The organism is Paenibacillus sp. MMS18-CY102 (assembly GCF_009789195.1).
Classification (GTDB): domain Bacteria; phylum Bacillota; class Bacilli; order Paenibacillales; family Paenibacillaceae; genus Paenibacillus_T.
Map to the genome: position 1 here is coordinate 19,909 of NZ_WSTC01000004.1, position 24,409 is coordinate 44,317.

A 24,409-nucleotide genomic window follows, 5' to 3' on the forward strand; every position below is an offset into this window, starting at 1 on the left:
CCTAAGCTTCTGCCCTTCTTGATTCGGTAAAGACTAGTTTACGAGAACTGTAGCCGTAGCCGATTTACCGTTCGATGTTTGGTAAGATACGATTGCTACGCCTTTCTTAGCGCCAGTAACTGTCAGAGTACCGTTAGTCGTTACTGCTGCGTCAGTGGAAGATACGAAACCATTTTTAGCAAGTTCTACGCCGTATTGGTCTTTAACTTCTACATCAAGCGTTACAGTATTGCCTTGTTGTACTTTGTACTCAGCGTCTTTGAATTTAACAGACGTTGCAACTGGAGCTGCATCGGATGCCGTTACTTTAACTTCAGCAACTTTACCGCTTGCCAGGGAAGCAGAGATCGTAGCTTCACCAGCTTTAAGAGCGAAGATTTTGTTGCCAACGCGAGTAACTACAGTCTCATCAGAGCTCGATACAAACTTAGGAGCGGAGTTAACCAGTGCAACAGCAGTGCCGTCGCTCAGTTTACCGTTCAGTTTGATTTCAACTGCATATTTGCTTGCATCAGTGTTATCTTTGTTGCCATAAACTGTGCCAACCGATTGGATTTCGTAGGATTTGATATCTTCCGTTTTCACAACCGTTACGTCAACCGTCTTTTCCAGACCTTTGTATGTGATTTTAAGTTTAGCGGAACCAGCTGCTTTAGCATCCAGAACTCCACCAACATAATCAATTACAGCTTTATCGCTGGACTCAATTGTGTAAGTTGCGTCAGCAACTGTTTCAACACGACCGTAGTTGTCTACGAGCTCGATGTTTTTGTTAGCTACTGCAACATTAGCATCTACTTCGAATGCTGTTGGGATGTCTTTGAAGCCTTGGATCGATTTGAACGTTTTTGGTGCAGTAACGTTCACGGAAATCGACGAGTTGCTTACATTTACACCATTAACAACGATCGATTGAATAACTACAGTGCCTTCGTTAGCGAATTTAACAACGAGTTCACCTTTTGCATTGATGTAAGGCGTTCCAACGAAATCAGCAGTTGCGGACACTTGAACTTTGCTGTTTTTATCTACATCACCAGGAGCAGCAATCTCAACGTCTTTACCAGCAACTACAGCTCCATACGAATCAGTAGCTGTGAAAGGAATTACGATGTCTTCGTTAGCAACCGTCAAAGAAATCGGGCTCAGCAGCTTGAATTCTTTCAACGATTTTTTAGCTTCGATTTTGAAAGTAGTCGTTGCAAATGCACCCGTAGCTGGGTTGCTTGCAGTGATAACTACGTTACCTGCTTTAGCAGCTTTGAACGTAACTACGCCTTTATCGTCGACTTTGATCGCAGAAATTGCGCCTTCACCGAAAACAGTGAATCTGATACCGCTCAAAGTGAACAGACCATTAGCAGGCTCTGTCGAATAAGCAGCAAGTGTTACCGATTTGCCGAATTGGTCAGCCAATTTGATTGGCAATACAAGACCAGTTTCGTCAACCGTGATGCGAGTTGCATCTTTCAAAGGAGCAACTGTGCCAAGCTCGATTTTCGTAGCGGAACTTGCAGCCGTTACTTTGAACGATTTCGAGTCGTACAGACCATCGTTCGTAGTAGCCGTAACGATGATTACATCATCAACTTTCGATGCTGCATCGTTCGAAAGATCGTATTTGCCATCGGATTTCGCCGTCAGCGTTTTGCCTTGCGTTGCATTGTGTACGCTTGTGTAAACCGCTTGGCCTACGGATGTTTCTTCGTTAAATTGGTTAAGCTTTTTAACGCCAACATCTTGACCGTCAGCTTTTTGCAGCGAGTCAGCTGTAACGCTTACTTTAACTGCTTTTTCAGCTTCAACTTTTACAGTTACAGCTGCAAGATCGCCCGCTTTAACTACAACATCGCCTGGAGGCAAGTAGCTAGCTTCGAGAACAACCGATTTCAGGTCGTCAGCGAAAGTTTTCTTAACTGTTACTGCGTTAGTGAGGTATTTAACATCGATAGCGATGTCTTTCGTTACTGGTTTGTTGAACTCGAGCGTAATTTTCTTAGCGCCCGTTTGTGCTGCTTTGCTTACTGCGAGTTCCGTTGGGTTCTTCGATTGAACATACTCGTACGAAGCTTCAACCAACAGAGCACGTTTTGCTGCTACTTTGTAGTTAGCAACAGAGTCGATCAGTTTAGCGTCGAGTGCTGCTTGAACATAGCCAGCTGCCCATGCGCTAGTACCTTCAACTTTTGCACCTTCAACTGGCTCAAGACCCAGTGTCAGTACAAGCGTTTTAGCCAATGCTTCGATCGTTACGTTGCCGTTAGGATCGAATTTGTTGTTGCCAACGCCGTTCATCAATTTCGCTTCAGTTACTGCACCGATGAAGCCTTTAGCCCAGTGGTTAGCTGTAACGTCAGTGTAAGTAGAAGCTGCAGCATTCTCTTCGAGCTCGTTGAGCAGGCCGAGAACTTTTGCGAATTGTGCACGAGTCATGTTGTTGTTGAGACCCGCGTCACCATTTGGTGGATAACCACTGAAGATGTTAAGTTGTTTCAGAGCATCGAATTTCTCTTGTGTCGTAAGTTCTTTATCAGCTGCGGATGCTACAGAAGCGAACATGGAGACAACCATAGTAACCGCCACGAGCAAAGACAAACTTTTTTTCATAACCTTTTTTTCTCCTCCTCTAAATTGCTTCGGTTGTTGAGAGTTTAGTTCAGATAGTGAATAGCTCGTTTCCCTCATTTGCCGATTCACCCCCTTCCCAGAGTTGAGCAGTAATTTGTTATAAATGATGTCTGCAATCATGTTAAACCCTTTATGTAAAAACATGTCGCAGAAACTCGTAAACGATAGAAGAAAAATCTGGTAGATAAGCTAGACCACTTTAACATTATACAGTAGTCTACCTGTACCGTAAAGAGGGCGGTGAGAATATGTTCCATTAGAATATTCTCAATAAATCCGCTTCCCGCTTGTGTTTACTAATTAATTAGACGCACGTCGCTAGGAAAAGTTGCGCTCACTTCAAAACTTTTTTGTGCTTTTTCTCTTCCAGCCGCTTCTCTTGATCAGCAGCTCCGGAAGATGTCTCTAGTATAGCCCGCGAAACCACGCTGCGTCGATGCAAAACATTTTCCAGATACCGTCGTAAATATCCTAGATTTTGTCGAATTTAGTAGACATACACTCCATCGCAGTTTAATAAGCAAACTGGCCTATGGAATCACTCCACAGGCCAGCTTTGTTATAAGCTTTCTGCTAAAGAATCCTCGTGATTAACCGTTGATCTTAGGAAGGCGTTTGAGATCCGCCAGCATCTTGCCAACTATAATGGAAGCATCCGAGCGAAGCAGGTTCGACTTCGGTTCGAATACATATCCCGACTTTTTGTTATTCGGGTCAATCAAAGAGCCTTGGATGTAACCCTTCTTCGCGATCGCGATAACAGAAGCGCGTGCGTAGAACGTTACATTGCCATAGTCTTTGAATGTCTTTTGAAGCGTTGCGTTAATTTTGTTCGTATCCGTTTCTAGCTTCAGTTCCCGAGCACGGGCCAGGATAACAGCTGCTTCCTCACGAGTGAGGTAGGAGTTTGGCTCAAACGTACGTGGCTGTGTGCCTCGAATGATGCCTTCGCGCGCTGCGGTTTCTACATATCGATAATCCCACAGTGCATCTGGATTAATAATAGCCGGCACGTCATCGAAGTGCGGCTTGCTAAGTTCATAGTTGAGCGGAATATCCAAAGCTTTGACTACCATACGAGCGAATTCGCCGCGAGTTACGTACAGGTCTGCACCGAACTCATCAAAGCCAGCTGCATTCATGACGCCTTTGGAGAAGATAGCCTCCAGGTAGTTACGTGCATAAGGATGTGCCGTCATATCCGTGAACGAGTAAACCATCTTGCCTACAACATAATAACCGAATTTACGGAATGGAACTGTGATTGTATTCTTGCTGGTATCAACAACGCCGCCCATGTTTTCCCAGTACTTGTTATCAATATCATACCGGAAGACAGTTACGAGCGTTCCTACTTCATTAACCATGCTCTTATCGAACGTCAGCGTCAATGTGCCTGGTTTAGATACGAGCAATTCACGATCGCCAGGACGCATGTCGTACGTCGGAATCGACGTTCCGCCTGGACCTGTAGCGCCTGGGAACTGATAAGGGTCAGCGCCCATTTTGAGCGGATCATATGCACCCGTTGTCAAATCATCTGCCATGCCTGCATCGATCCAATAAGTCGAACTAGCTTTCGTGAAGCGTGTCGGGAATGACACCTTGAAGCGTGTACCGAACGATTGCAGAATTGAGTCAAAGTTAGATGGCAGCGTCTCGAATTCGTGGCGGTCAACCACACCATCCTCCGAGTTCGCGATGCCAAACAACAAGGAGTGGCCCGTGAAAACTTGGTTCTTATACTGTGCTGGCACATTATAGTCTGTCCGGATCAGCGTCGTTCCTTTTTCAAACTTCAAGTTAATCGCACCATCAAACACTTTATGTGTGCTTGCCATCGGAGTCATGAAGCCTGCTCCTGGCACATTCGTTGGTGCATACGTAATATCAATTGCACCTGTCGTTTTGTCCGTGCCGCTTGAAATCTCGAACTTAATCGAGTTTTTGCCGGCTTTCAAGCCTTGTACATAGACACGGAATGCATGTTCATAATCCATTTTGCCGTCATTGTCGCTATCATACTTCAGTTTCTCGGCCGTTTGCTTGTTGATCGTTACCGTCTTCGCGCCAGGTGCACTAATAATAATCTCTACGAAGTTTTGGTTCACGATCTGCTTAGCAGGCAAGATCGGACGAATAATGGAGTAAGGAATTGCGGTCGGGTCTACTTCCAAACGGTAAGAAGCGCGCGGTCCTGCTTCACCGCTATTGTAAGCGTAGAAGTTGTAGACGCTAGGCGTGCCATCCGCGTTCAGCTCTTGATTTTTCAAAATGAAGTAGAATGACTGTGAATCTGCATCGTAAAAGACAGACAAGTTATCATTAGGCCGGCCGGTACGTGCTACTGCCGTAAACACATCTTCACCATTAGTGCCTTTCGTTACTACAGTAAAGTCTGTATTCAAATCCCAGTAAACTGGGGACTTAAGTACAGGGCTATCGACTTTCAGAATATAGTCCTTCGCTTTATCAACTGTTACACCACTAGTCGTTGTAACCAACGTGCTAAGGCGTGAAGTTACTTCACCAATCGTCTTGCCAAGATCAATAAAATCGAATGTGCCGTAGATGTTCATTTTATCGCGTGTCGTGTTGTAGACGGAGCCATTCAACGTAAAGTCCGGATCATTCGGCAACGGCTTAGGCTGTTGGTTCCCGTAAGGGAATACGCCAAGCGAGTTAGGCACAGGAATGACTGGCAAGTTCGTTGGGATCAAATAAACGCTAATCGTTTTCTCATAAGAGTTTTTCGCTCCTTGGAACACGATTCGGATTTTATTCTCACCTGGGAACATAGCACTCATAACTTCGGTAGTGCTGTTTGCGATAAACTTCGTCGCATCGCCGGAACCATTTTGCTTAAGCTTCACTTGCGTGTTGTTAACATACATAAACACGGTTTGCGCACCAGCTGAGGAATCATAACGAATATCCGCAGGGTTCGCAATATTCAGGAACTCACCCTCTAAGCTTCCAAGTGCATTTTGAACAATGGTAGTCGCAGGGTTCGCATCCGTGGAATCATACTGGATTTCCATTTTATCGAACACTTTCTTGTAAGTCGCATACGGACCGAAGAGAAGCGTGAACTTCACATCTTTCGTTGCGACGCCAGAACTCAGGTCAAGCGAGATCGTCTGGGTGCCTTCAAAAGGCATATTCTTAAACTCAATGACGATGCGCTGGAACGTTTGAGGCACACCGTTAACGGTTCTCGTTACAAAGTTGTTCACTAGCGTTTTGGTCGTATAGTCAGTAGCAGTCAAGTTTACTGACTTACCTACGATGTCGGTCACTTTTGTCGGCGTCACTGCTTTCAAAGAATTGCCAACATTGCCAACCAGCACTTCAACCGCAAACGGCAGCTCATATAAGTTCTGGCCTTCCAATGCTTTGCCTGTCAACTGCTCATAAGGGCTGTTGATCTTGTAGCCAGGCAAGTAATTTACTTGATAGAAATACGGGTTAGTGCCACTAGCAAGTGTAAAGAACAACGCATTCGTTCCTTCGTTCAACCCTTTTTCCTGGTTAAACGCCTTCAAGTCGAGCTGATAGGTTTTGCCAATAGCAAGACCGGAAGTCGGAACGTTATATTCGTAAACGAAGAATGGATCCTTTACAGAAGGATTGCCTACAGCTGCAAGCGGCGTGTAGACGGATCCCGTTACTGTGCCGCCCGTTTTATCCGTTAGCTGGTAGTTAATCAAGAGCGGATCTGCAGGATTTGGGTGAGGAACAGGGTCAACAAGGTTATTCGTAGGCGTGTCGTCGTAATATTTGTTCGGTACGATGACCTTACCTTTGATTACAAGGTTACCTAGTGTATTCACCAAAAACGTCGGGCTATATGCCAATTCAGCAGGCTCTGTCGTTGTGCTCGTCTCCGACATTTTCACATCGTAGAAGGTTACGTCTCCATTGTAGAAGGCAATCTCACGCGTTGTTTCAACCGTTTGGCTGCCATTCTGGACTTTAATCGTAACTAAGTTTTTGCCCTTCAATACGTTAATTGGGGACGCAGCGAATGAATATCCATTCGAGCTGTTTACTTCGTACGTACGGCTGCTGTTGTTTACGATAACCGTAACCTTCTGTGCATTCGGTGCGTTACCGCTGATGCTGATGTCTGCACTTGAACGTCCGCGTGACGTTGTCGATTGGACAACTGTCGTCTCGTTCTCTTTCATTGGGAACTGATTGCCATCGAGGCTAGCTACAAGGTTATACATAACTGGACCGTTGCGGTAGTCGATATAAATCGAGTTGGATACAAAACCGCCGCCCTGTACACCCTTGAACGTAATGCGGTTCAAGCCTGGGAACAGCTGCAGGTTATAAATTTGAATATTGAATCCATTTACATAAATATTGCTTGTAATGTTCTCCCGTTTCTGGCCGAGTTGGTCATCGACAGGATCGGAATTCCCATTCGTGTTAACAACTTGCACGACATCATACGTAATCGTCGATGCATTAACATTCGTAACCGTGCCGTCTAATGTTACGCGTTCATCCGAAGTAACGCGCGGCTGTAATGGATCATCACTTTCGCCCAGGAAGTTAAAATTCCCGGTAGCCGCATTGACATGATTTGCGCTTGATAGAGGTAACAAGGTGACGATCATCGCGAACACCATCAACCACAAGCCTAGTTTCTTTACCACAATTAGCCTCCTCCAATAACAGGGTATTTCGGTTTTTTTACGTACTTAAGTTATCGGACCTGCGCACAGAAAAGTTTAGGTTAAACGGCCAATTCATTCATAGTGAACGACTTCAACTTATAGAAATGCCATTCGGGCAACATAAAAAACCCTGCTGCTCCTAAGAGCAACAGGGTTGAGTAATTGGATAAGAGCTGTATTATTCAGGACGCGATTCAGCTTGTGCCTTGAGCCTATTACGAAACAGGAGGTTAAGCACTGGGCGCCTGCGCCTGGAGTTGTCGACGATACCGATCAGTTCGGCACCGATCTGCAAACAGAACATGAGTACGAAAATAACGACAAAGGTTATCCAGTTAGCTGCATGTGACTGTGTAAACGTCGATTGTACGATCGCGCAAGCCCCGAAGAACGCTGCAATGCCCCAAATAATCAGTACCGTGCGGCGATGCCCGAAGCCAAGCTCCTGTAGGCAGTGGTGCAAATGGCCCTTATCCGGAGCAAAGATCGGTTTGCCGCTGCGCCAGCGGCGCACGATCGCGAAGAACGTGTCCGACAACGGAACGCCAATAATAAGGAGCGGCGTTACGAACGATACGATTGCGACCTGTTTGAACCCAAGCATCGATAACGTGGCTAGGCAGAAGCCTAAGAACAAAGCGCCTGAATCGCCCATGAATATTTTGGCTGGGTGGAAGTTGTAGACGAGAAACCCGATAATGCCTCCGAGCAGAATCGTGCTAAGCAAAATAACTGGAACGAAGCCCATAATAGCAGCCATGATCAAAATGGTCGAAATCGCGATACCCGAAACGCCGGCTGCTAACCCGTCAAGCCCGTCAATCAAGTTAATAGCGTTCGTAACCCCAACGATCCATAGGATCGTGATTGGAATGCTAATCCATGAAGCGATTGGCTGCATCGCTTCACCGAATGGAACGTTGAGCAGGTCGATCTTAACGCCGAAGCCGAAAACAACAACACAAGCTGCTGCAATCTGGCCCAGCAGTTTCACTTTGGCCGACAGCTCGAAACGATCATCCAATGCGCCTAAGATAACGATGATCGTTCCGCCAACCAGAATGGCACGGATCATGTCATAATCATAAGCGCGCAGCAAGCCCTCTGGAATGAAAGGCCCGACGATCAGAACAGCGCCAACAAAAGCAATATAAATAGCAAGCCCGCCTAAACGCGGCATAATACGCGTATGAACTTTGCGATAATTCGGTTTATCAATGGCACCCACGGCAAAAGCAAACTTCTTGACAACCGGAGTCATCACGAGGGCCAGTGTCAAAGCGATTGCAAATGCGATTCCATAGAGAATACCCACAGGCATATCCATATCCATCTCCTCTTTTTTTCTACCGGAGTTGATTATACTCCGATCGAAAAATAAACACCAACCTCGATTTTGGGCGATTTAGACGATTTTCAGCAATTTTCACGAGATTGGACGAGTTTTCGTCACCTTTTCTTTCTCGCGAATCACTTTCAATACGAATTTCGGCAAAACGAGCATGCGTTTATAACGAGATGGCTCCTGCAGCAGCCGATAAAACCACTCAAGCCGCAATTTTTGGAAGAGTACCGGTGCTCGTTTTAGCTTGCCCGCTATAATATCAAAGCTTCCGCCAACACCCATAATAAACGGCACGTCCAGTTCGGCTTTGTATTTAGAAATCCATGGTTCCTGTGTTGACGCTGAACGCGCAACAAACAACATATCCGGCTTCGCCTCACGAATGGCTGCAACAACCTCTGCGTCCTGCTCTGGACCAAAATAGCCATTGCGCACGCCAGCGATTCGTACACGAGGAAATTTGCGCTGCAAATTCGCAGCCGCCGTATCGATCGTCTGCTGGTCCGTGCCAAGCAGGTAAACGCTCCAATCGCGCGTTTCGCCTACTGCCATCAGCCGATGCAGCAGATCAAAACCTGCGACGCGCTCTGCAACCGGCTCGCCTACATATCCCGCTGCCCATACTACGCCTGCGCCATCAGGCACAATCATCTCCGCCGTACGCATCATGGCATGATAAGCTGGATCCTCTTGAGCGCTCATAATCATGATCGGATTTGCAGTTATCACATGCGTGATCCGGTGTTGATCAATGGCCTCTGTTAAATAAGCCACTGTATCGTTCATGTTCAGTTTGCTGAACGGAAGGCCATAGATGGATACCGTTGGCACTTTTGCAGCGTCCGATGGACGGCTCTTCGTCATACTAGTCATCATGAGGGTCTCACCTTCTTGTCATTTGACGCAGCAATGCGGCAATTTGTTGCGCAGGTCGCTGCGATTCGCGCTTAAGCCTATCAATGGCTTCGCCATGGCGTTGGCGCCATGCATCGGGACCATCCAACAGTGCCTCAGCGTGATCCGCGAACTGCTCTGCCGGAAGGGACTCCGTCGTTCCAATGGCTGTAATAGCTAGCCGTTTTAAAAATTGGTCGATCTTCGGATCATACGATAATCCAAGCATAGGAACACGCTGGTTCGCCGCATAAATGAGCGCATGCAGCCGCATGCCGAACAGCATGTCACAACGGCTAACCTCAAGCAGCATCTGCTGCGGGTCATCGCCAGGCGATGCAAGCTCCATCGTGCTTTCACCAATCCCAATTGCTCGCAGGCGTTCCATTACAATGTTCGACGCATCAGCGTCGTCCGGCGTGTGGAACGGCAAGAACCTCAGCTTGACTGCACGGCGCTTGGCCAATACAGCCAAAGCTTCTGCTGCACGCGCAAGGTCGGCTCCATCTTTGCGCCAATGGCGCAAGGATACGCCAACCACGGGCAACGGCGATGTGGGCTGGTTCCCGGCACTAGCCGTGCCCTCCGGCAAAGGCAGCCCCATCACAGGATCAGGCACAACCTCGATCCGCTCAGCCGGAACGCCCATCCGGCCCAGCAACGCTGCCGATTCATTATCTCGGACAGATACATAACGGCTTCGCTTCATGACACGGCGGATCGGGGCAAATAGCCACCCCCGATTTACCGGGCCGACGCCTTGCGAATAAATAAACGTTGGCTTGCCAAGCATTTGAGCGAAAGCTAGCACGCCCGTATAGTAAGGAATCGTCTTCCATCCCGTTGCATCCTGCAGCAAGCTGCCCCCTCCGCTGATCAGACCATCGCAGCGGCGAAGCTCGCGAAGCAAGACAGACGGGCTCATCCGAGGGACAGCTTCGCAGCCGTACATCGCAGTTGTCCAAGCCGGATCGGCAGATAGGACAACTGGTTGGATTTTGACTCCCTGTGCCTCGCCTTCCGAACGCAGTGCATTCAGAATCGACTTGAGCACAGCTTCATCCCCGCTATTGCGAAAGCCGTAATAGCCAGATACGATTATTCGGCGGATGGGAAGATTCTCGTGCGAAGCCATCGATGCCAAACCCCTTCCCCAATTTGCCATACCGCGATCAATACACATCCGATAATTGCACCAAGACCAAGGCCAAGGAGATCACGAATAAGCGAAATGTGCATCGGTGTATGAATGTGTGCGAATGTATCGACAATCGACAGTTGGCCAATGGAACCAACAATGATTAATACCCATGCCGCTCGGTAGCGAAGCGCCAAGAACAAACCGAGCAATAACAAAGGATGAGCAAGAAGGAACTCTTTAGACCTCGGGCGAACGCCAAATGTCGTCTCCAGCGTATTGCGCATGAGCATCTCAAGCGATGAAGCATGACCTGCATTGCCTGTCCGCGACAAGTAGTATAGACCTACGATTCCCAATACTGCTACGACACCAACCCAGAACACCGTAATCTGAATAGAGAGCAACCTACGCAAATTAGCAAGCACAGAAGTGCCTGTGTACAGAAGCACATACAGCGCTACGAGACCGATTGGCGCAATATGAAGCAGGCTAACGCCACGGAACTGCTGCAGCACTAAGCTATACTTAATGTTGTTCAGCAGGCCAAATACGAACGGTACGCCAAGCAGCGAAATAAGCGTGGTAACAACAAACAGGACAATTGCGTTACCGAACCGTTGGCTTGCAGTTAAGCCGCCGAAGATCCATTTGATCCGGCCAATGGCAAAAATATCCCCGAGCAGCGATCCCCAGCTCGGCGCTTCTCCAGAGCGTCCAGCTCCATTATTCGCAGCATTACTGGATGTTTGATTCCAGTCCCCTCCAGATACCGCACGGCGGTTGCCTTCGGTACGCCTACGAACGACGTTCATCGCCCAAATTAATGCCAATGTCGGCGCACTAATTGCAGCTCCTAACGCCAACCCTTGTTCCAACGTCGCAGCGGATAAAACATAAAGCCCTGCACTGCCAATTAATCCGAGCAAGAAAGCAGGAATCGTAAACCAGCTTGCGAACGCTCCAATGAGCAATGCAATAATGCTGATAGCGCCTAAGCAAACAAGCGCTTTAGCCGCTTTGGCCCAGCCTGGCGTATCGAAGCTGAATGCTTCTGCATTGCCAGAAGGGAATCCGAAGTCGGTTAATTTCTGGATCGTGCCATCTGGACCGCTTAGTGTATCAGCGAGCTTTTCTAATGGATCCGAAATGCCGCCTTTGTCAAAGCTGCGTGATGCCGCTGCGTTGAGATAGAACATGCGGATGTTCCGGTCTTTGGCTGCCAACAAGAAACGATCCGTTAACGTCTCCGGCGAAATCGTAGCGGCTAGCCGGTCTGCGATCGAATGCAGCCGAACAACGTTATAATCCGTTAAGTAAGCGAGCGTATTAAACCCTAGCTGCGGGCTCTTGAGCCCTTCAATAGCAGCAATGCCAATATTATTTTTCTTTAGCAATTCCGCGAATCCGAGCAAGCTGTTCATGTCCGCGTTGTCGTTAAACCCTTTGACAGCATCGCCATCGAACAGGATACGATCAACGTTATATTGCTTAAGCTCAGTGACAAGTTCACTTGCAGCCTCTTGATTATAAGGACGGATACGGTCCGATAAACGAGGCAAAATGCGGAATCCGGCAGCGTTGATTTTCTCCAGAGCCATTGGATCCGGATTCATCGAAACAAGCGTCGCATTCTCGATTGGCGTGTTCAGCTTCAAGCCCGGGCGGCCGTCGTATGTCCACAGCTCTACCGTAATTTCTTTGCGCTTGAATGCATTCTCGATAAGCGGGCCAAGCTTCTCCTCTTCTTCCTTGCCAGCGAACAAAACGTATGTCTCATTACGGCCTGGCACAGGCGCCTTGCCCTCAAGCAACGCCAATTGGCCACGATTATAAATATTGATATGCTTGGCAATTACAAGCTCGTCCAACGTCGATTCAAAGACCGACATCGTCGTAACGCCTGCTGCCTTCATTCGGTCCAACTGCTGGTCAAGATAGGCCGCCGGATCATTCTGATAGGATGAAATAACTACGATATCCTTGTAATCCATAACGTATTCGACTTGCTTAGATGTAGCTTCCATCTGCCATCGCAACGCACCAAGCGGCAGTGCAGCGAGCACGCCGATTAGCGTGAGCGCCCACAGTACGGCTTTGAGCTTGCGGTTCCATTGCTGCCATTGAAGCACGGATGTTCTCTCCTTATCCTTATGCGGGTTGATCGACGCGGTCCATGACTGCTGTCGTTAGGCGTTCAAGTGCTGCCGAGGCCTCATCTGGAGACTGTCCGCGCACAGCAAAGTAAACTTTAATTTTCGGCTCCGTACCGGACGGGCGCAGGCAGAACCATGAACCGTCAGTGAGCAAAAACTTTAATACATTCTCTTTTGGAAGCCCATCAAGACCCGTGTTGTAATCCAATAAGCGATCAATCTTAACGCCTGCTACTTCAACTGGCGGATGATCTCTCCACTGCTCCATAATTGCTGCAATTTGCTGCACGCCGTCTAACCCTTTGAGCGTGCGGGATTGCAAGCCTTCGAGATAAGTGCCATATTGCGCGTACAGTTCAAGCAGAACGTCGTATAACGTTTTTCCTTGATTTTTATAGTATGCCGCAGCTTCGCAAATCAATAAGGAAGCAACGACAGCATCTTTGTCACGCGCATAGGTGCCAGTCAGATAACCATAACTTTCCTCATAACCGAACAGGAATGTATGCTCGCCTGTCGCTTCGTACTGCGTCATCTTTTCGCCGATATATTTGAAGCCCGTCAGCGTGTTCGTCACAGATGCTCCGAACGATTGGGCAATGTCCGCCCCCATCTCGCTCGTCACAATCGTCTTCACGACGATTCCGTTCTCCGGCAGCTTTCCTTGCTCTTTCAGTTGGCTAAGCGTGTAGTACACCATAATGGCGCCCGATTGGTTGCCGGACAGCACAACGTATTCGCCCTCGTTGTTCTTTACGACAGCGCCCATTCGGTCAGCATCCGGGTCAGTGCCGATAATGATGTCAGCATCGACTTGCTTCGCCAATGCAATCGCCTTCGTAAACGCTTCGCGCTCCTCAGGGTTCGGCGATTTTACCGTGCTGAAGTAGCCGTCTGGCTGTTCCTGCTCCGGAACGATATGTACGTTACTGAAACCAGCTTTAGCCAATACGCCGCGCACCGGCAGATTGCCTGAACCATGCAGCGGAGTGAAGACGACCGAAACACGCTCACCCAAGCCGCTTTGCAGCAGTTCCTGATTTAGGCTGCAGGACGCAACCGTCTCAATGAACGCCTCATCTTCTGCTTGCCCAAGCCATCGCAGCAGCCCCTTTGCCTCTGCTTCTTCACGCGAGATGCCCCGCACTTGGCTAAAGCTCGTAACCGCTTGAATGCGGGCAATTGCCTGCTCTGCTTCATGCGGCACCAATTGGCACCCATCCTTATTGTATGCTTTGTAGCCGTTGTATTCTGGGGGATTGTGACTTGCCGTAATGACGATGCCAGCTGTTGCGTTGAGCGCGCGTACGGAAAAGGACAGCTGTGGCGTTGGACGCAACGAAGGGAACAAATAAGCCGTAATGCCATTCGCCGCCAGCACGAGCGCTGCATCGATTGCGAATTCAGGCGAATTGTTACGGGAATCATGCGCAATTACGACTGAAGGCGCCTCTTCTCCTTGCGATAGCACCCAGTCAGCCAAACCTTGGGTAGCTTTGCCAACCGTGTAGGCATTCAGGCGGTTCGTGCCAGCGCCCATGACGCCGCGAAGCCCACCTGTACCGAACTCAAGATCGCGATAGAAACGGTCTACGATTTCCTTCTCATTCTCCGCGATTCCACGCAGTTCTTCTTTTGTCGCTTCGTCGATTGCCGCATCATTCAGCCACGCCTCATACTTCGCAATTGCTGCTTCATTAATAGACATATAATCAATCCTCTCCCCAAATTCTCGACGCAAGGCGCCTCTACTCACTTGCTTCTGTATGGTTATTGTCTCTAGTCAGGGTTGATTGTTCATGCTAGTTGCTGTTGTTTTATGAAGGGTCAGACAGTGCAAACATAATGCCGCCTTCGGCTACCACTTTATCATTCACTTTCGCTGTTGCATGGCCTTTGCCGATCTTGCCTTTCAGGCGAGTGATCTCAACTTCAAGGCGGAGCGTGTCGCCCGGCGTGACTTGCCCGCGGAAGCGGAATTCATCAATGCCCGCAAAAAAAGCCAGCTTTCCACGGTTTTCCTCGATTTTCAGGATCGCGACCGCGCCTACCTGCGCCAGTGCTTCAACGATCAATACGCCCGGCATAACCGGGAATCCAGGGAAGTGACCCGCAAAAAACGGCTCATTCATCGTTACGTTTTTGATTCCTACCGCCCGTACGCCATCTTCAACCTCGATAATCCGGTCAACAAGCAAAAATGGCTGGCGATGCGGAATGATTTGTTGAATCTCGTTAATGTCCAGCATATAATCCCTCCTACGGATGTTAAAAATAAAGACCGGCGCGGAGCATAATCCGTCCGATCGGTGACAACCTAATGCTATCCTTCGCGGAAACTGCAGTTCGCGCAGGTTAAGATAAGGAAGCTCGCTTGCCCATCGGCACGAATGTCCGGGGCGGGCGGGCTTCTTTGTGTGTACGTTTCTTATAGTTCGCGCTGCTGGCCGGATTTTCCTGTCAGATGGCTATGGCTTCTGTCAATTGGTTGCACCTGATCCCGATTAATTGCAAAAATCTGAATCATGTACATGATGGATGTGACGCAGGAGAAAACGACGACACCCCACAAATACACTTGGGCAAACGAGGCTTCAATGAAGATGAACAAAATCGCAGCATAATAGAGCACGGTTGTCAGCTTCCCCATCCAGTTGGCCGGAACAGTCTTCCTGCCGCTGAAATGAAACACAGCAGAGCCCGCTATCATGCCAATATCCCGAATAAACATCAGAATTGCAGCAGCGATTGGGATATGGCCCGTGGCAAGCAATGACAATATGACCGTAAGGAGCATCAGCTTGTCCGCTAATGGATCAAGCATAGCGCCAATAGCGGTAATCTGGCCCCTTTTGCGTGCGATATAGCCATCCAATACGTCGGTAATGCCAGCGGCAACGATAACGGCAAACGCCGGAAGCATCCGTTCTCCGCCTGCGAAAACGACGATATACACAGGTATTAACATAAATCGCGATATCGTAAGCAGATTCGGAAGATTCAAACGTTCACGCCCTTTTCCCGCTACTAATTGGATGCAGCTTCAAAGTTACCCAACCCATTATACCTCTACCTATAAAAAAAATAAAACCTTTCATACGCCCTCTCCCGCTTGTGCACATCTTCTATTCATTCTCTCTCCCTCAATGCCGTTATTAATGAAGAGACAATATTCCAATTCTTAAACTGAAAGCGAGGCTGATTACTTTACCTATGCGTCACAATACTATTCGTTCGTTGCGCGGCCGGCTGGCCGTGCTGCTTGCTGCCGTCCTAATTTTCGTATGCATTCAACCTGCCGTATATGCCGCTGATGATGTCGTCAACGGACTGGAGCTTGATGCAGCTTCCTCCACCCTTTCGTTAACCGTAGGCGATTCGACTGAACTGTCGGCATTCGCTTCCTATCAAGGCTATGTAAACAAACGTGAAGTCACTTCAAGTGCAACATGGAAAACAACAGACGCATCCGTCGCTACAGTCAGCCAAGGCACAGTTCGCATCGTAGGCGCCGGCTCTGCACGCATCTCGGCAACCTACGCAGGATTCTCGGCGACGGTCCAGATTAACGCAACCTATGCATATGACAGCATTTCCCTTAGCAAAGAAGGCGGCGTTGCGCTAGGCGACACGCTCGACGTTACCTTGGGCAACATACTCAAGCTTATCGCAACCGGCACCAAGGACAATAACACCAGCAACCTATCCACTACCGCAACTTGGTCGTCATCGAATACTGCGGTCGCTACGGTCGACAAAGGCACAATCACGCTCGTAGGCGCTGGCAAAACTGTCATTACAGCAGCTTACAAAGGCAAATCAAGCACCGTAACGCTACAAGTAACATCACCTTACCAGTCACTCGCCCTCAGCCCGAAGGACTTAATTGAACTGAAGGTAGAAGGCAGCTCCGTTAAACTCACGGCTACGGTCAAAACCAGCGCTGGCGGCACGGAAATGGTGACCGATTTAACTGACACTGTGTGGACATCCAGCAACGAAACGGTCGCTACAGTGAAAGATGGCGAAGTGAAGCCTGTATCAGCGGGGACTACCGCCATAACCGCTTCCCGTTATGGTGTGTCCGACACAGTTACGGTTGTTGTACGCCCGGAATTCCAAGCGATGAAAATTTCGCCGGATTCGAATCTGGACATGCTCGTGCAGGATTCACCTACAGACCTCACCGTTACGGTATTGAATGAAAAAGGAGATATAATAGACGTAACGAAAGATGCCGTCTGGACATCGTCCAATGTATATATTGCGACGGTTACTGAAGGCAAGGTATCACCGAAAAGCGCCGGAACAGCAACTATTCGCGCTTCGTACAAGGGCCTGAGCAAAGAAATTCAAGTAACGGTGTATCCACCAGTCGTTTCAATTGAAGTAAGCGCCACCGAATTGGATGCTGTCATCGGCGACAACAAAGCACTCCCTACCGTCACTGGCACAGCGTTTGGCGGCGAGAAAACGAACGTAACATCGCTCGTTCATTGGACGTCTAGCGACGAAGAAGTGCTCACGATCAAAGATGGCAAATGGACGGCGAAGAAAGCCGGCACTGCCGTACTGACAGCAACAGCGCGCACACTGAAAGCTACGATTACGGTTACGGTTTATCCTAAACCATTGCTGCTATCCACCGATTCCGACGATATCAGCCTCATCATTGGCAAAGAAACCGATCTGCCGAAAATTAAAGTAACGAATGTCGATGGAACGGAAGAAGACGTAACGAGCAAGGTCAAATGGAAATCCTCTTCGGATAACCTGCTGCTCCAAACGGCCAAGATGAAAGGCCTTGTCGCTTCACGTGCGAACTTGACAGCAACTTACTTGAACAAATCGATCACGATCCGCATTACAATCGAAGAGGAGATCGTCAAGCTGGCAGTTGATCCTGCGTCGCTTACGCTCAACATTGGAAAAACGAAAGCAGTTAAAGTAACCGGCACTTACAAAAGCGGCAAAACGGTTCAACTCGGAACCAAAATGAATTGGACGGTTGGCTCCGAATCCGTCGCCAAAATGACAACGGCTACGATTAAAGCGCTGGCAGTAGGCACAACAACGATTACTGGCGAGTATCAAGGCAAATCAGTGACGGTTGCCCTGACGGTCGTACCGAAGCTGAAAACATTCGTTGGCTCCGACAAGTCTGTAATGATGGCCATAGGCGCTGCCTATACGATCAAAACCAAAGCATTCTACGATAACGGAAGCTGGATTGATGCTACAACCTTATCCGAGTGGACAAGCTCCAAGCCATCGGTCGCAACGGTAGTTGACGGCGTGGTGACCGCTAAAGGCAAAGGCACAGCGTCCATCAAAGCTGTCTTCCAAGGTAAAACCGTTACGGTACGCATTACGGTTAAATAGCAGCACTTCGAGTTAAGACAAAGAGCATGGCGCGCACATCAGCATACACGCGCCATGCTCTTTGTCATCCCTTATTCCCGCCTGCTCTGACCATAAGAAAAAGCCGCCGGCATCACTGCCGACGGCCATCTCCATCGCTATCGTTATACGAATTCGAATCCGCATCCGAGAAGATTAGGTCGTATACATGTTTCCATGTCTCAACCTGGAACACTTCGCCGCTCGGCTGCTTGCCCAGCACGCTATATCCAACATACAGTCCGGCGATAGTCGCCCAGAACAGCAGGATTGGAACAACCGCCCAGCGAAGCATCGTCACCCAAACTTTACGTTTAGGCTTGGGCTTCTTGCCCGAAGCAGTAGGCGAACTGCCCCGCCCCGAACGCTTCAGCTCAGCAGATTGCTCACGAGGCTCCTCCGCGCGAACGGCAGTCCGCAGCTGGCTAACCTCATTATCGCGAACGATCGTTTGCTGCAAATCCCTACTCATATCTATCACTCAACTCCGTTTATGCGCGCAAGTTGTTGGCAAACCCCATCATCGAATCGCTCGAGGTCAAAGCCCGGGCGCTCAACTGATACGCGCGCTGCACGTTAATGAGATCCGTCATCTCGCTTGTCATGTCTACATTGGACTGCTCCACGTAGCCTTGATGCAGCGAAACCTTGCTATCCGCTCCGGCCGATACGGTTCTCAACACATCTTCTACATTAACACCTTCTGCCACCGCATACAAGTTATCGGCTACCGTCGTCAGCAAGGAAGGGCGTGTTGCCTGCAGCAGCTTCAGCCTTCCGACTGGGCTCGCCGTCCCATCTCCAGCCACAGCTTGTACAGTGCCGTCTGCATCAACACGTATCGTGTGGTTAGCCGGCACGACGATCGGCTGGTTATTCTCGCCCATCACTAGATTGCCATCGCTCGTTGCAAGCACAGCATTCCCGTTAGCTAGAGGAGAGAGCTGGAACGAGCCGTTACGCGTGTAAGCCGTGCCTTCTGGCGTCCTCACCTCGTACAATGCATTGCCTTCAATTGCTATGTCTAGCATGTTGCCTGACTGTTGCAGCGGGCCTTGCGACAGGTCTGGTTCAATCGTCGCTAGGCGGGAACCCCAGCCTTGCGTATAGTTCATAGGCGACAAGCGGCCTGGCTCCTTGAATACGTTCGGCTGCTGCTTCGCGTTCGTCAGCAAATCCTCGAATGAAGCATCCTTGCGCTTATAGCCGGCCGTGTTCAAATTCGCGATATTATCCGCAAGAATATCGAGCTTCTGTTGCAGCCCGTTCATGGATACCATTGCATTAATCATTGACCCGTTCATGGTTGAACCTCCTGCTCCAATTGCTGATGCCTAGCGCATGCTAGACTCGGCCGATTTCGTTAACGGCTTTTTCTAAGCTCTTGTCATAAAATTGCACGACCTTCTGGTTCGCTTCATACGCTCTTAGCGCAGCCATCAAATCGACCATCGATTGGGCAGAGTCCACATTGGAACGCTCGTAGTACCCTTGCTTCACGACAACACCATCCTCTGCCGTTACGGCTTCTGCGAGGTTAGCATCGCCTACGAGGCGGAACTTGCCATCGCCTTCCCGCACAAGCATGTTCGGATCCGTAATCTTCGTTAACTGCAGCGATTGCCCCGTGTCTGCGCCCGTCACTGCATTAATAAACCGGAAATCATCCGTAAGCTGCAGATCATCCATGCTAACGCCAGCTGGGAACTGTACAGGCTGCCCATTCTTGCCAAGCACACGGGAGCCGTCTCCCATGATCAAATAGCCGTTTTGGTCCAGATCAAACCGTCCGTTACGTGTGAAGCGGGGCTGTCCATCCTGTCCTTCTACCGTGAAGAACGCCTGCGGCTGGAATGTCACTTCGCCCGTATCTGAAACATACTTGCCAGATGCATCGAACGTGATGCCCGGCACCTGGATGTTAGCAGACAGGCCAAAGTCGCCGGAACGCTTCGTTTCCGTCAAATCCCCTTGCAGCTGTAAGGACAGGCTCTCCTCTGCGAATACGCCTGTGGCAAGCTTGCCAATGGACTTGTCCGAGTTATCGTTCGTCCCTGTAAGCGCCAATAGCATCTCTGGGAACGAGCGCGTCACTTCGTTCGTTTGCTTGTAACCCGGCGTATTAATGTTCGATATGTTATTCGTCACCGTATCATGGCGGCGCTGCTGCGTCGTTAATCCGGCCGCAGCCGTATACAGCCCTCTTAGCATGCAATAATCCTCCCGGCTTGTCCGGTTCCTACCGGCGAATGAAGTGCGCGATCTCTGTGTTTGTAACTTCTATCTCTCTATATCGGCAAATCAGGCCATACCTTTAATACGTCTAAGGTATGGCCCAATTCTAATTCTAAGGAATAGCCGGCCTCGGCGCGCTCCCCCCGAGCGCCCTACCTGCCTGGCTATTTATTTTTTGTAGCCTTTGCCCTTCGAGCCAATGACTTTGTCGAGGTTGTCCAACATAATGCCGGTTCCCTTTACGACGCAATGCATTGGATCCTCAGCTACGAGAACAGGCACCATCAGCTCTTCCGACAATAACGCATCAAGCCCGTCCAACAACGCGCCGCCGCCAGTCAAAATAACGCCACGGTCGATAATGTCTGCCGACAATTCAGGCGGCGTGCGTTCCAATACCGACTTCGCAGCAGAAACGATGGCCATTACCGAATCCCACAGTGCTTCGCGCACTTCAGCCGAACGGATCGTCACCGTCAACGGAAGGCCCGATACCATATCGCGTCCACGGATGTCGATTTCGTCATCTCGGCCTTCCGATTTCACGGTACCGATCTTGATCTTGATATCCTCGCTCGTCCGTTCACCGATCAGGAGCTTGTACTTATTTTTGATATACTTCATGATCGCGTCGTCGAACTTGTCCCCCGCGACTTTAATCGACGAGGACGTAACGATGTCGCCCATAGAAAGGACAGCTACGTCAGTCGTGCCCCCGCCGATATCGACGACCATATTCCCGCTTGGCTGGTAAATGTCCATGCCTGCACCGATCGCAGCTGCTTTCGGCTCCTCTTCCAAGAACACTTCACGAGCTCCGCTGCGTTCAGCCGCCTCGCGAATAGCCTTCTGTTCAACGGAAGTGATGTTCGTTGGCGCACAGATCAAAATACGCGGCCGCCCATACCAGTTACGGCCCCCTACTCGATCGATGAACGCTTTCAACATCACTTCCGTAATTTCGAAGTCCGCAATGACGCCGTCCCGCAGCGGACGAATCGCTACGATATTGCCTGGCGTACGACCCACCATCCGATGCGCCGATTCTCCTACGGCAAGCACCTTCTTGGTGTCACTTTCAATAGCTACAACCGACGGCTCGTCAAGTACGACGCCCTTCCCTTTGACATGAATCAATACATTGGCTGTGCCTAGGTCAATTCCGATATCCTTGCTGAACATAAGGCTTGAGTCCTCCAACGAATAAAAATAAGTGGCAACGATCGCGATAGATCCCTGCGTACAGAGACGCAGAATCTTCTTACGATCAGTATTCGCTGAATTTCTCGAAATCCCTCTATTTTTGTAGAAAAATTTATGCAATCAGCTCTTAGCAGCGGCGAACACTTCCCGCTTCTTGCTGCTCTTCTTATACTTGATTTTGGTCGCCTCTCCTCCCCTCAGGTGCCGGATCGATTTGTGGTATTCCAAAATGTGTTTCACCTGATCCGCCAGGTCGGGATTGATCTCAGGCAATCGCTCGGTCAAATCCTTGTGAACCGTGCTTTTGGAAACCCCGAACTCTTTGGCGATTGTCCGAACCGTGTGCTTCGTTTCCACGATGCAGCGGCCTATTTTAATGGTTCGCTCTTTGATGTAATCGTGCACGTTCCCGCCTCCCTACTCGAGATAGTTTGGTACATTATATGAGGGGTGCGGGTATATATGCTCTAAGGCCAAGCGTGACAAGCCATAACGGCTAATAATTTTCATTTTTCTGTTATTTTGCTGGGCACAAAGCCTTATTCGCACACAAAAAAGCACCCGCTCTCCTCGTGGAGTAGCGGATGCCGGAGTACGCTTACTTTTGAACCAGTTCGTTCGGGTTAAGCACTTTGCCGTCCTGGCGCGCTTCGAAGTGCAAGTGAATGCCCTCGTCGCTCTCCAGATAATTACGGCCTGCTTTGGCGAATGCCGTGCCTTGCTTCACTTCATCGCCTTCTTTGACCGTCACGTCGCTCAAGCTTTGGTAGATCGTCACAATCCCGTTGCCATGGGAAATTTCTACCGTAGCGCCATTCGTCGGGTGGTGTTGCTCGACATGCGTTACTTTGCCGCTAAGCGCTGCCAGCACATCAAACGTCGTGTTGTCTGGCTTTTGAAGATCCAAGCCCATATGCGGTGTCAAATTGTTTCCTTGTTGAACAAACGCTGCTTGCTTCTCCTCACTCGTGCCCGCGGCATCATAGTAAGGGAGCGATACTTCCAACTCATCGAAGTTAGCGACCGGCCATTGCATTTCTTCGCCTGTTGCTGTAACCGCGATCGTGTCGTCTGCCGGCTTCGTAGCCGCCTCTTCACCTTGACTGACTTCCGTATCGGTAGGCGTCGTCGTTGCTTGGTCTGGTTGGTCTCCCCGATAGAGCCACATTAAGGTTACGATAATTGCCGCCGCTGCCATGAATGCCGCTGGTGTCACCCATTTGCTCGTTAACACCTTCCGCCAGCCTTTCGATTTGGCTGCTGCTGCGCCTCCCGGAATTGGTTTGGGAGTTTCTTTCGGCTTGTTGTTATTTTGCTCATTCATTTGCTCATCACCTCATCAGCCATTGTTGCCAGTTAATCTTGGTTTATACGTGAGGTGAAACTATTTTCATAAAGTTTTAGATTCGACAAATTTCAAGCCCCGTGCGGGTTATGAATCCATCGCAGCCGTTAATAGCTTAGAAGCTTGTTCTAATTTGACGCCCGTATAGTAGTGAAGCAAGATTTGCTCTGCGGCCGCCCCCTCCTTCGCCATGCCGTCGGCTCCCCACTGGCTCATGCCGATGCCATGCCCCATCCCATAGGTCGTAATTTCCGCAACGCCATCTTGAATCGTCCAACTGAACTCCGAGGAGGCAAGGCCGAGCTTCTCCCGCACTTCTCTTCCCGTGAACGTCTCGCCTCCAATAACAACCGACTTCACCCTTCTGCCATCCGTCAGCTCCAGCACGCGCGGCGCCTTTCCATCATCCTTCACGCCTAGCCTGCGGTACAGCTCCTTCTCCCCTATTTGCACGGCCTGCTTGTATCGCGGCGAAACCGTTTCGTCCCACGGGCTCGCTACGCTTCGCAAATAAGGGACCGAAAGCTGCCAGTAGTCTTCCGCATTCTCCGTGTATCCATTGCTCGTAGAGAAAAATGCAGCCTCAATCGGTTCCCCTTGATAGGTCAATACGAGCCCCTGCGTCTCCTCCACCGCTCGCGTCAGTTTGCCAAGCGTCGCTTCCCGCTCTTCCCCTGCCGGCCATCGGTCAACCAGCTCCTTCAATGGCACATAAACTTGATGATTGACCGTATCCGTGACATCGGCTTTGCTGCCGGGAACGCCGCTTCGATCCTTCTCCAGCAGCCGCCTTACGATATAGGTACGCGCTGCAATCGCTTGTGCCTTCAGCGCTTCCAGTTCAAAATCAACGGGCATCTCGCCAGCCAACACGCCTCGTACATACAACTCCAGCGGCACGGTCTCTACTCGGCTCTCATTAGACAGGTACACATGCACGCGCAGCTTCTCTAAGCCCGAATAGGGCTTGTCCGATTGGCCGGTTGCATTGGATGCCTCAGGATGATCCGGAGCCATGGTTGAAGAGCCTGGAGCTAGCTTCTGCTCCTGCGGATTATTTTGAATAGCCACATTGCTCTGCTTATTAGATATGGCCTTACCGCTTGTCACTATTGTTCTAGGTGCAGGATGCAAGCTAGACGCCGTCCCATTGTCCTGCTGCAGCCCATCACGCGAGCTTGCCGGATGGCCGATGCCAGCGATTAACAACGATACGCCTAGCGCGATACCGCCTGCGAACGATAACCACCACAGTTTGCCGCCGATGGCATGAGATGCACGTTTGGGCCCTGTTACCGCTCTGCGGCGCCAACGTTTGAACACTAGCTTATTGTTTGATCCGACCATGTTATGCTCCCTTCATTCCCTAGAGTAAAT

Annotated in this window: 17 protein-coding genes; 1 reads left to right on the forward strand and 16 read right to left on the reverse strand. The window is 49.8% G+C overall.

The window, feature by feature from the left end:
* Nucleotides 1–33: 33 nt before the first annotated feature.
* The 9 genes from GON22_RS03820 to GON22_RS03860 form a co-directional block, all read right to left on the reverse strand.
* The gene (locus GON22_RS03820; RefSeq protein WP_160394789.1) at nucleotides 34–2,772 is read right to left on the reverse strand and encodes an S-layer homology domain-containing protein; all 2,739 of its coding nucleotides are present in this window, start codon (nucleotides 2,770–2,772) and stop codon (nucleotides 34–36) included.
* A 446-nt stretch (nucleotides 2,773–3,218) separates the two neighbouring features.
* Nucleotides 3,219–7,295 carry an S-layer homology domain-containing protein gene (locus GON22_RS26515; RefSeq protein ID WP_160394790.1) on the reverse strand — a complete coding sequence of 1,359 codons (4,077 nt, stop codon included), beginning with the start codon at nucleotides 7,293–7,295 and terminating at the stop codon, nucleotides 3,219–3,221.
* A 199-nt stretch (nucleotides 7,296–7,494) separates the two neighbouring features.
* Nucleotides 7,495–8,643, reverse strand: coding sequence for a glycosyltransferase family 4 protein (locus GON22_RS03830; protein ID WP_442954350.1), 1,149 nt, complete (start codon nucleotides 8,641–8,643; stop codon nucleotides 7,495–7,497).
* Nucleotides 8,644–8,742: 99 nt separating this feature from the next.
* A complete protein-coding gene (locus GON22_RS03835; RefSeq protein ID WP_237179006.1) occupies nucleotides 8,743–9,537 on the reverse strand; it encodes a WecB/TagA/CpsF family glycosyltransferase in 795 nt (264 codons plus the stop codon).
* Between the two features lie 7 nt (nucleotides 9,538–9,544).
* Nucleotides 9,545–10,690, reverse strand: coding sequence for a polysaccharide pyruvyl transferase CsaB (csaB, locus tag GON22_RS03840; RefSeq protein WP_160394791.1), 1,146 nt, complete (start codon nucleotides 10,688–10,690; stop codon nucleotides 9,545–9,547).
* Nucleotides 10,654–12,825 (reverse strand): DUF5693 family protein, encoded by a 2,172-nt coding sequence (locus tag GON22_RS03845; protein ID WP_160394792.1) that lies wholly within the window; start codon nucleotides 12,823–12,825, stop codon nucleotides 10,654–10,656. The genes csaB and GON22_RS03845 overlap by 37 nt, the downstream gene beginning before the upstream one ends.
* 19 nt (nucleotides 12,826–12,844) lie before the next feature.
* Nucleotides 12,845–14,557: a phospho-sugar mutase gene (locus GON22_RS03850; protein ID WP_160394793.1), complete on the reverse strand. Its 1,713-nt coding sequence runs from the start codon at nucleotides 14,555–14,557 to the stop codon at nucleotides 12,845–12,847.
* 109 nt (nucleotides 14,558–14,666) lie between these two features.
* Nucleotides 14,667–15,098 carry a 3-hydroxyacyl-ACP dehydratase FabZ gene (gene fabZ / locus GON22_RS03855; RefSeq protein WP_160394794.1) on the reverse strand — a complete coding sequence of 144 codons (432 nt, stop codon included), beginning with the start codon at nucleotides 15,096–15,098 and terminating at the stop codon, nucleotides 14,667–14,669.
* A gap of 179 nt (nucleotides 15,099–15,277) precedes the next feature.
* Complete coding sequence (locus tag GON22_RS03860) at nucleotides 15,278–15,853, reverse strand: CDP-alcohol phosphatidyltransferase family protein (RefSeq protein WP_160394795.1); 576 nt, start codon at nucleotides 15,851–15,853, stop codon at nucleotides 15,278–15,280.
* A 209-nt stretch (nucleotides 15,854–16,062) separates the two neighbouring features.
* On the opposite strand from GON22_RS03860, the gene GON22_RS03865 reads away from it, so the two are divergent.
* Nucleotides 16,063–18,231 carry an Ig-like domain-containing protein gene (locus GON22_RS03865; protein ID WP_160394796.1) on the forward strand — a complete coding sequence of 723 codons (2,169 nt, stop codon included), beginning with the start codon at nucleotides 16,063–16,065 and terminating at the stop codon, nucleotides 18,229–18,231.
* 112 nt (nucleotides 18,232–18,343) lie between these two features.
* On the opposite strand, the gene GON22_RS25930 is transcribed toward GON22_RS03865, so the two are convergent.
* The 7 genes from GON22_RS25930 to spoIID all read right to left on the reverse strand — a co-directional run bounded on the left by GON22_RS25930 (nucleotide 18,344) and on the right by spoIID (nucleotide 24,379).
* Nucleotides 18,344–18,721, reverse strand: a complete 378-nt coding sequence (locus GON22_RS25930; RefSeq protein WP_237179007.1) for a DNA-directed RNA polymerase subunit beta — start codon at nucleotides 18,719–18,721, stop codon at nucleotides 18,344–18,346.
* 19 nt (nucleotides 18,722–18,740) lie between these two features.
* Nucleotides 18,741–19,553, reverse strand: a complete 813-nt coding sequence (locus tag GON22_RS03875; protein WP_160394797.1) for a flagellar hook-basal body protein — start codon at nucleotides 19,551–19,553, stop codon at nucleotides 18,741–18,743.
* A gap of 40 nt (nucleotides 19,554–19,593) precedes the next feature.
* Nucleotides 19,594–20,460 carry a flagellar hook-basal body protein gene (locus tag GON22_RS03880; protein WP_160394798.1) on the reverse strand — a complete coding sequence of 289 codons (867 nt, stop codon included), beginning with the start codon at nucleotides 20,458–20,460 and terminating at the stop codon, nucleotides 19,594–19,596.
* Between the two features lie 192 nt (nucleotides 20,461–20,652).
* On the reverse strand, nucleotides 20,653–21,666 hold the full coding sequence (gene mreB, locus GON22_RS03885) for a rod shape-determining protein MreB (RefSeq protein ID WP_160394799.1): 1,014 nt from the start codon (nucleotides 21,664–21,666) through the stop codon (nucleotides 20,653–20,655).
* Between the two features lie 141 nt (nucleotides 21,667–21,807).
* Nucleotides 21,808–22,092, reverse strand: coding sequence for a sporulation transcriptional regulator SpoIIID (gene spoIIID, locus GON22_RS03890; RefSeq protein WP_006040041.1), 285 nt, complete (start codon nucleotides 22,090–22,092; stop codon nucleotides 21,808–21,810).
* A gap of 193 nt (nucleotides 22,093–22,285) precedes the next feature.
* Complete coding sequence (locus GON22_RS03895; protein ID WP_160394800.1) at nucleotides 22,286–23,011, reverse strand: M23 family metallopeptidase; 726 nt, start codon at nucleotides 23,009–23,011, stop codon at nucleotides 22,286–22,288.
* A gap of 108 nt (nucleotides 23,012–23,119) precedes the next feature.
* A complete protein-coding gene (spoIID, locus tag GON22_RS03900) occupies nucleotides 23,120–24,379 on the reverse strand; it encodes a stage II sporulation protein D (RefSeq protein WP_160394801.1) in 1,260 nt (419 codons plus the stop codon).
* Nucleotides 24,380–24,409: the final 30 nt, after the last annotated feature.

Coding starts and splice junctions, on each gene's coding strand:
- GON22_RS03820 (WP_160394789.1), bottom strand. CDS start 2,772: ATGTTTTTACATAAAGGGTTTAACATGATTGCAGACATCATTTATAAC.
- GON22_RS03830 (WP_442954350.1), bottom strand. CDS start 8,643: ATGGATATGCCTGTGGGTATTCTCTATGGAATCGCATTTGCAATCGCT.
- GON22_RS03835 (WP_237179006.1), bottom strand. CDS start 9,537: ATGATGACTAGTATGACGAAGAGCCGTCCATCGGACGCTGCAAAAGTG.
- csaB (WP_160394791.1), bottom strand. CDS start 10,690: ATGGCTTCGCACGAGAATCTTCCCATCCGCCGAATAATCGTATCTGGC.
- GON22_RS03850 (WP_160394793.1), bottom strand. CDS start 14,557: ATGTCTATTAATGAAGCAGCAATTGCGAAGTATGAGGCGTGGCTGAAT.
- fabZ (WP_160394794.1), bottom strand. CDS start 15,098: ATGCTGGACATTAACGAGATTCAACAAATCATTCCGCATCGCCAGCCA.
- GON22_RS03865 (WP_160394796.1), top strand. CDS start 16,063: ATGCGTCACAATACTATTCGTTCGTTGCGCGGCCGGCTGGCCGTGCTG.
- GON22_RS25930 (WP_237179007.1), bottom strand. CDS start 18,721: ATGAGTAGGGATTTGCAGCAAACGATCGTTCGCGATAATGAGGTTAGC.
- GON22_RS03875 (WP_160394797.1), bottom strand. CDS start 19,553: ATGAACGGGTCAATGATTAATGCAATGGTATCCATGAACGGGCTGCAA.
- GON22_RS03880 (WP_160394798.1), bottom strand. CDS start 20,460: ATGCTAAGAGGGCTGTATACGGCTGCGGCCGGATTAACGACGCAGCAG.
- mreB (WP_160394799.1), bottom strand. CDS start 21,666: ATGTTCAGCAAGGATATCGGAATTGACCTAGGCACAGCCAATGTATTG.
- GON22_RS03895 (WP_160394800.1), bottom strand. CDS start 23,011: ATGAATGAGCAAAATAACAACAAGCCGAAAGAAACTCCCAAACCAATT.
- spoIID (WP_160394801.1), bottom strand. CDS start 24,379: ATGGTCGGATCAAACAATAAGCTAGTGTTCAAACGTTGGCGCCGCAGA.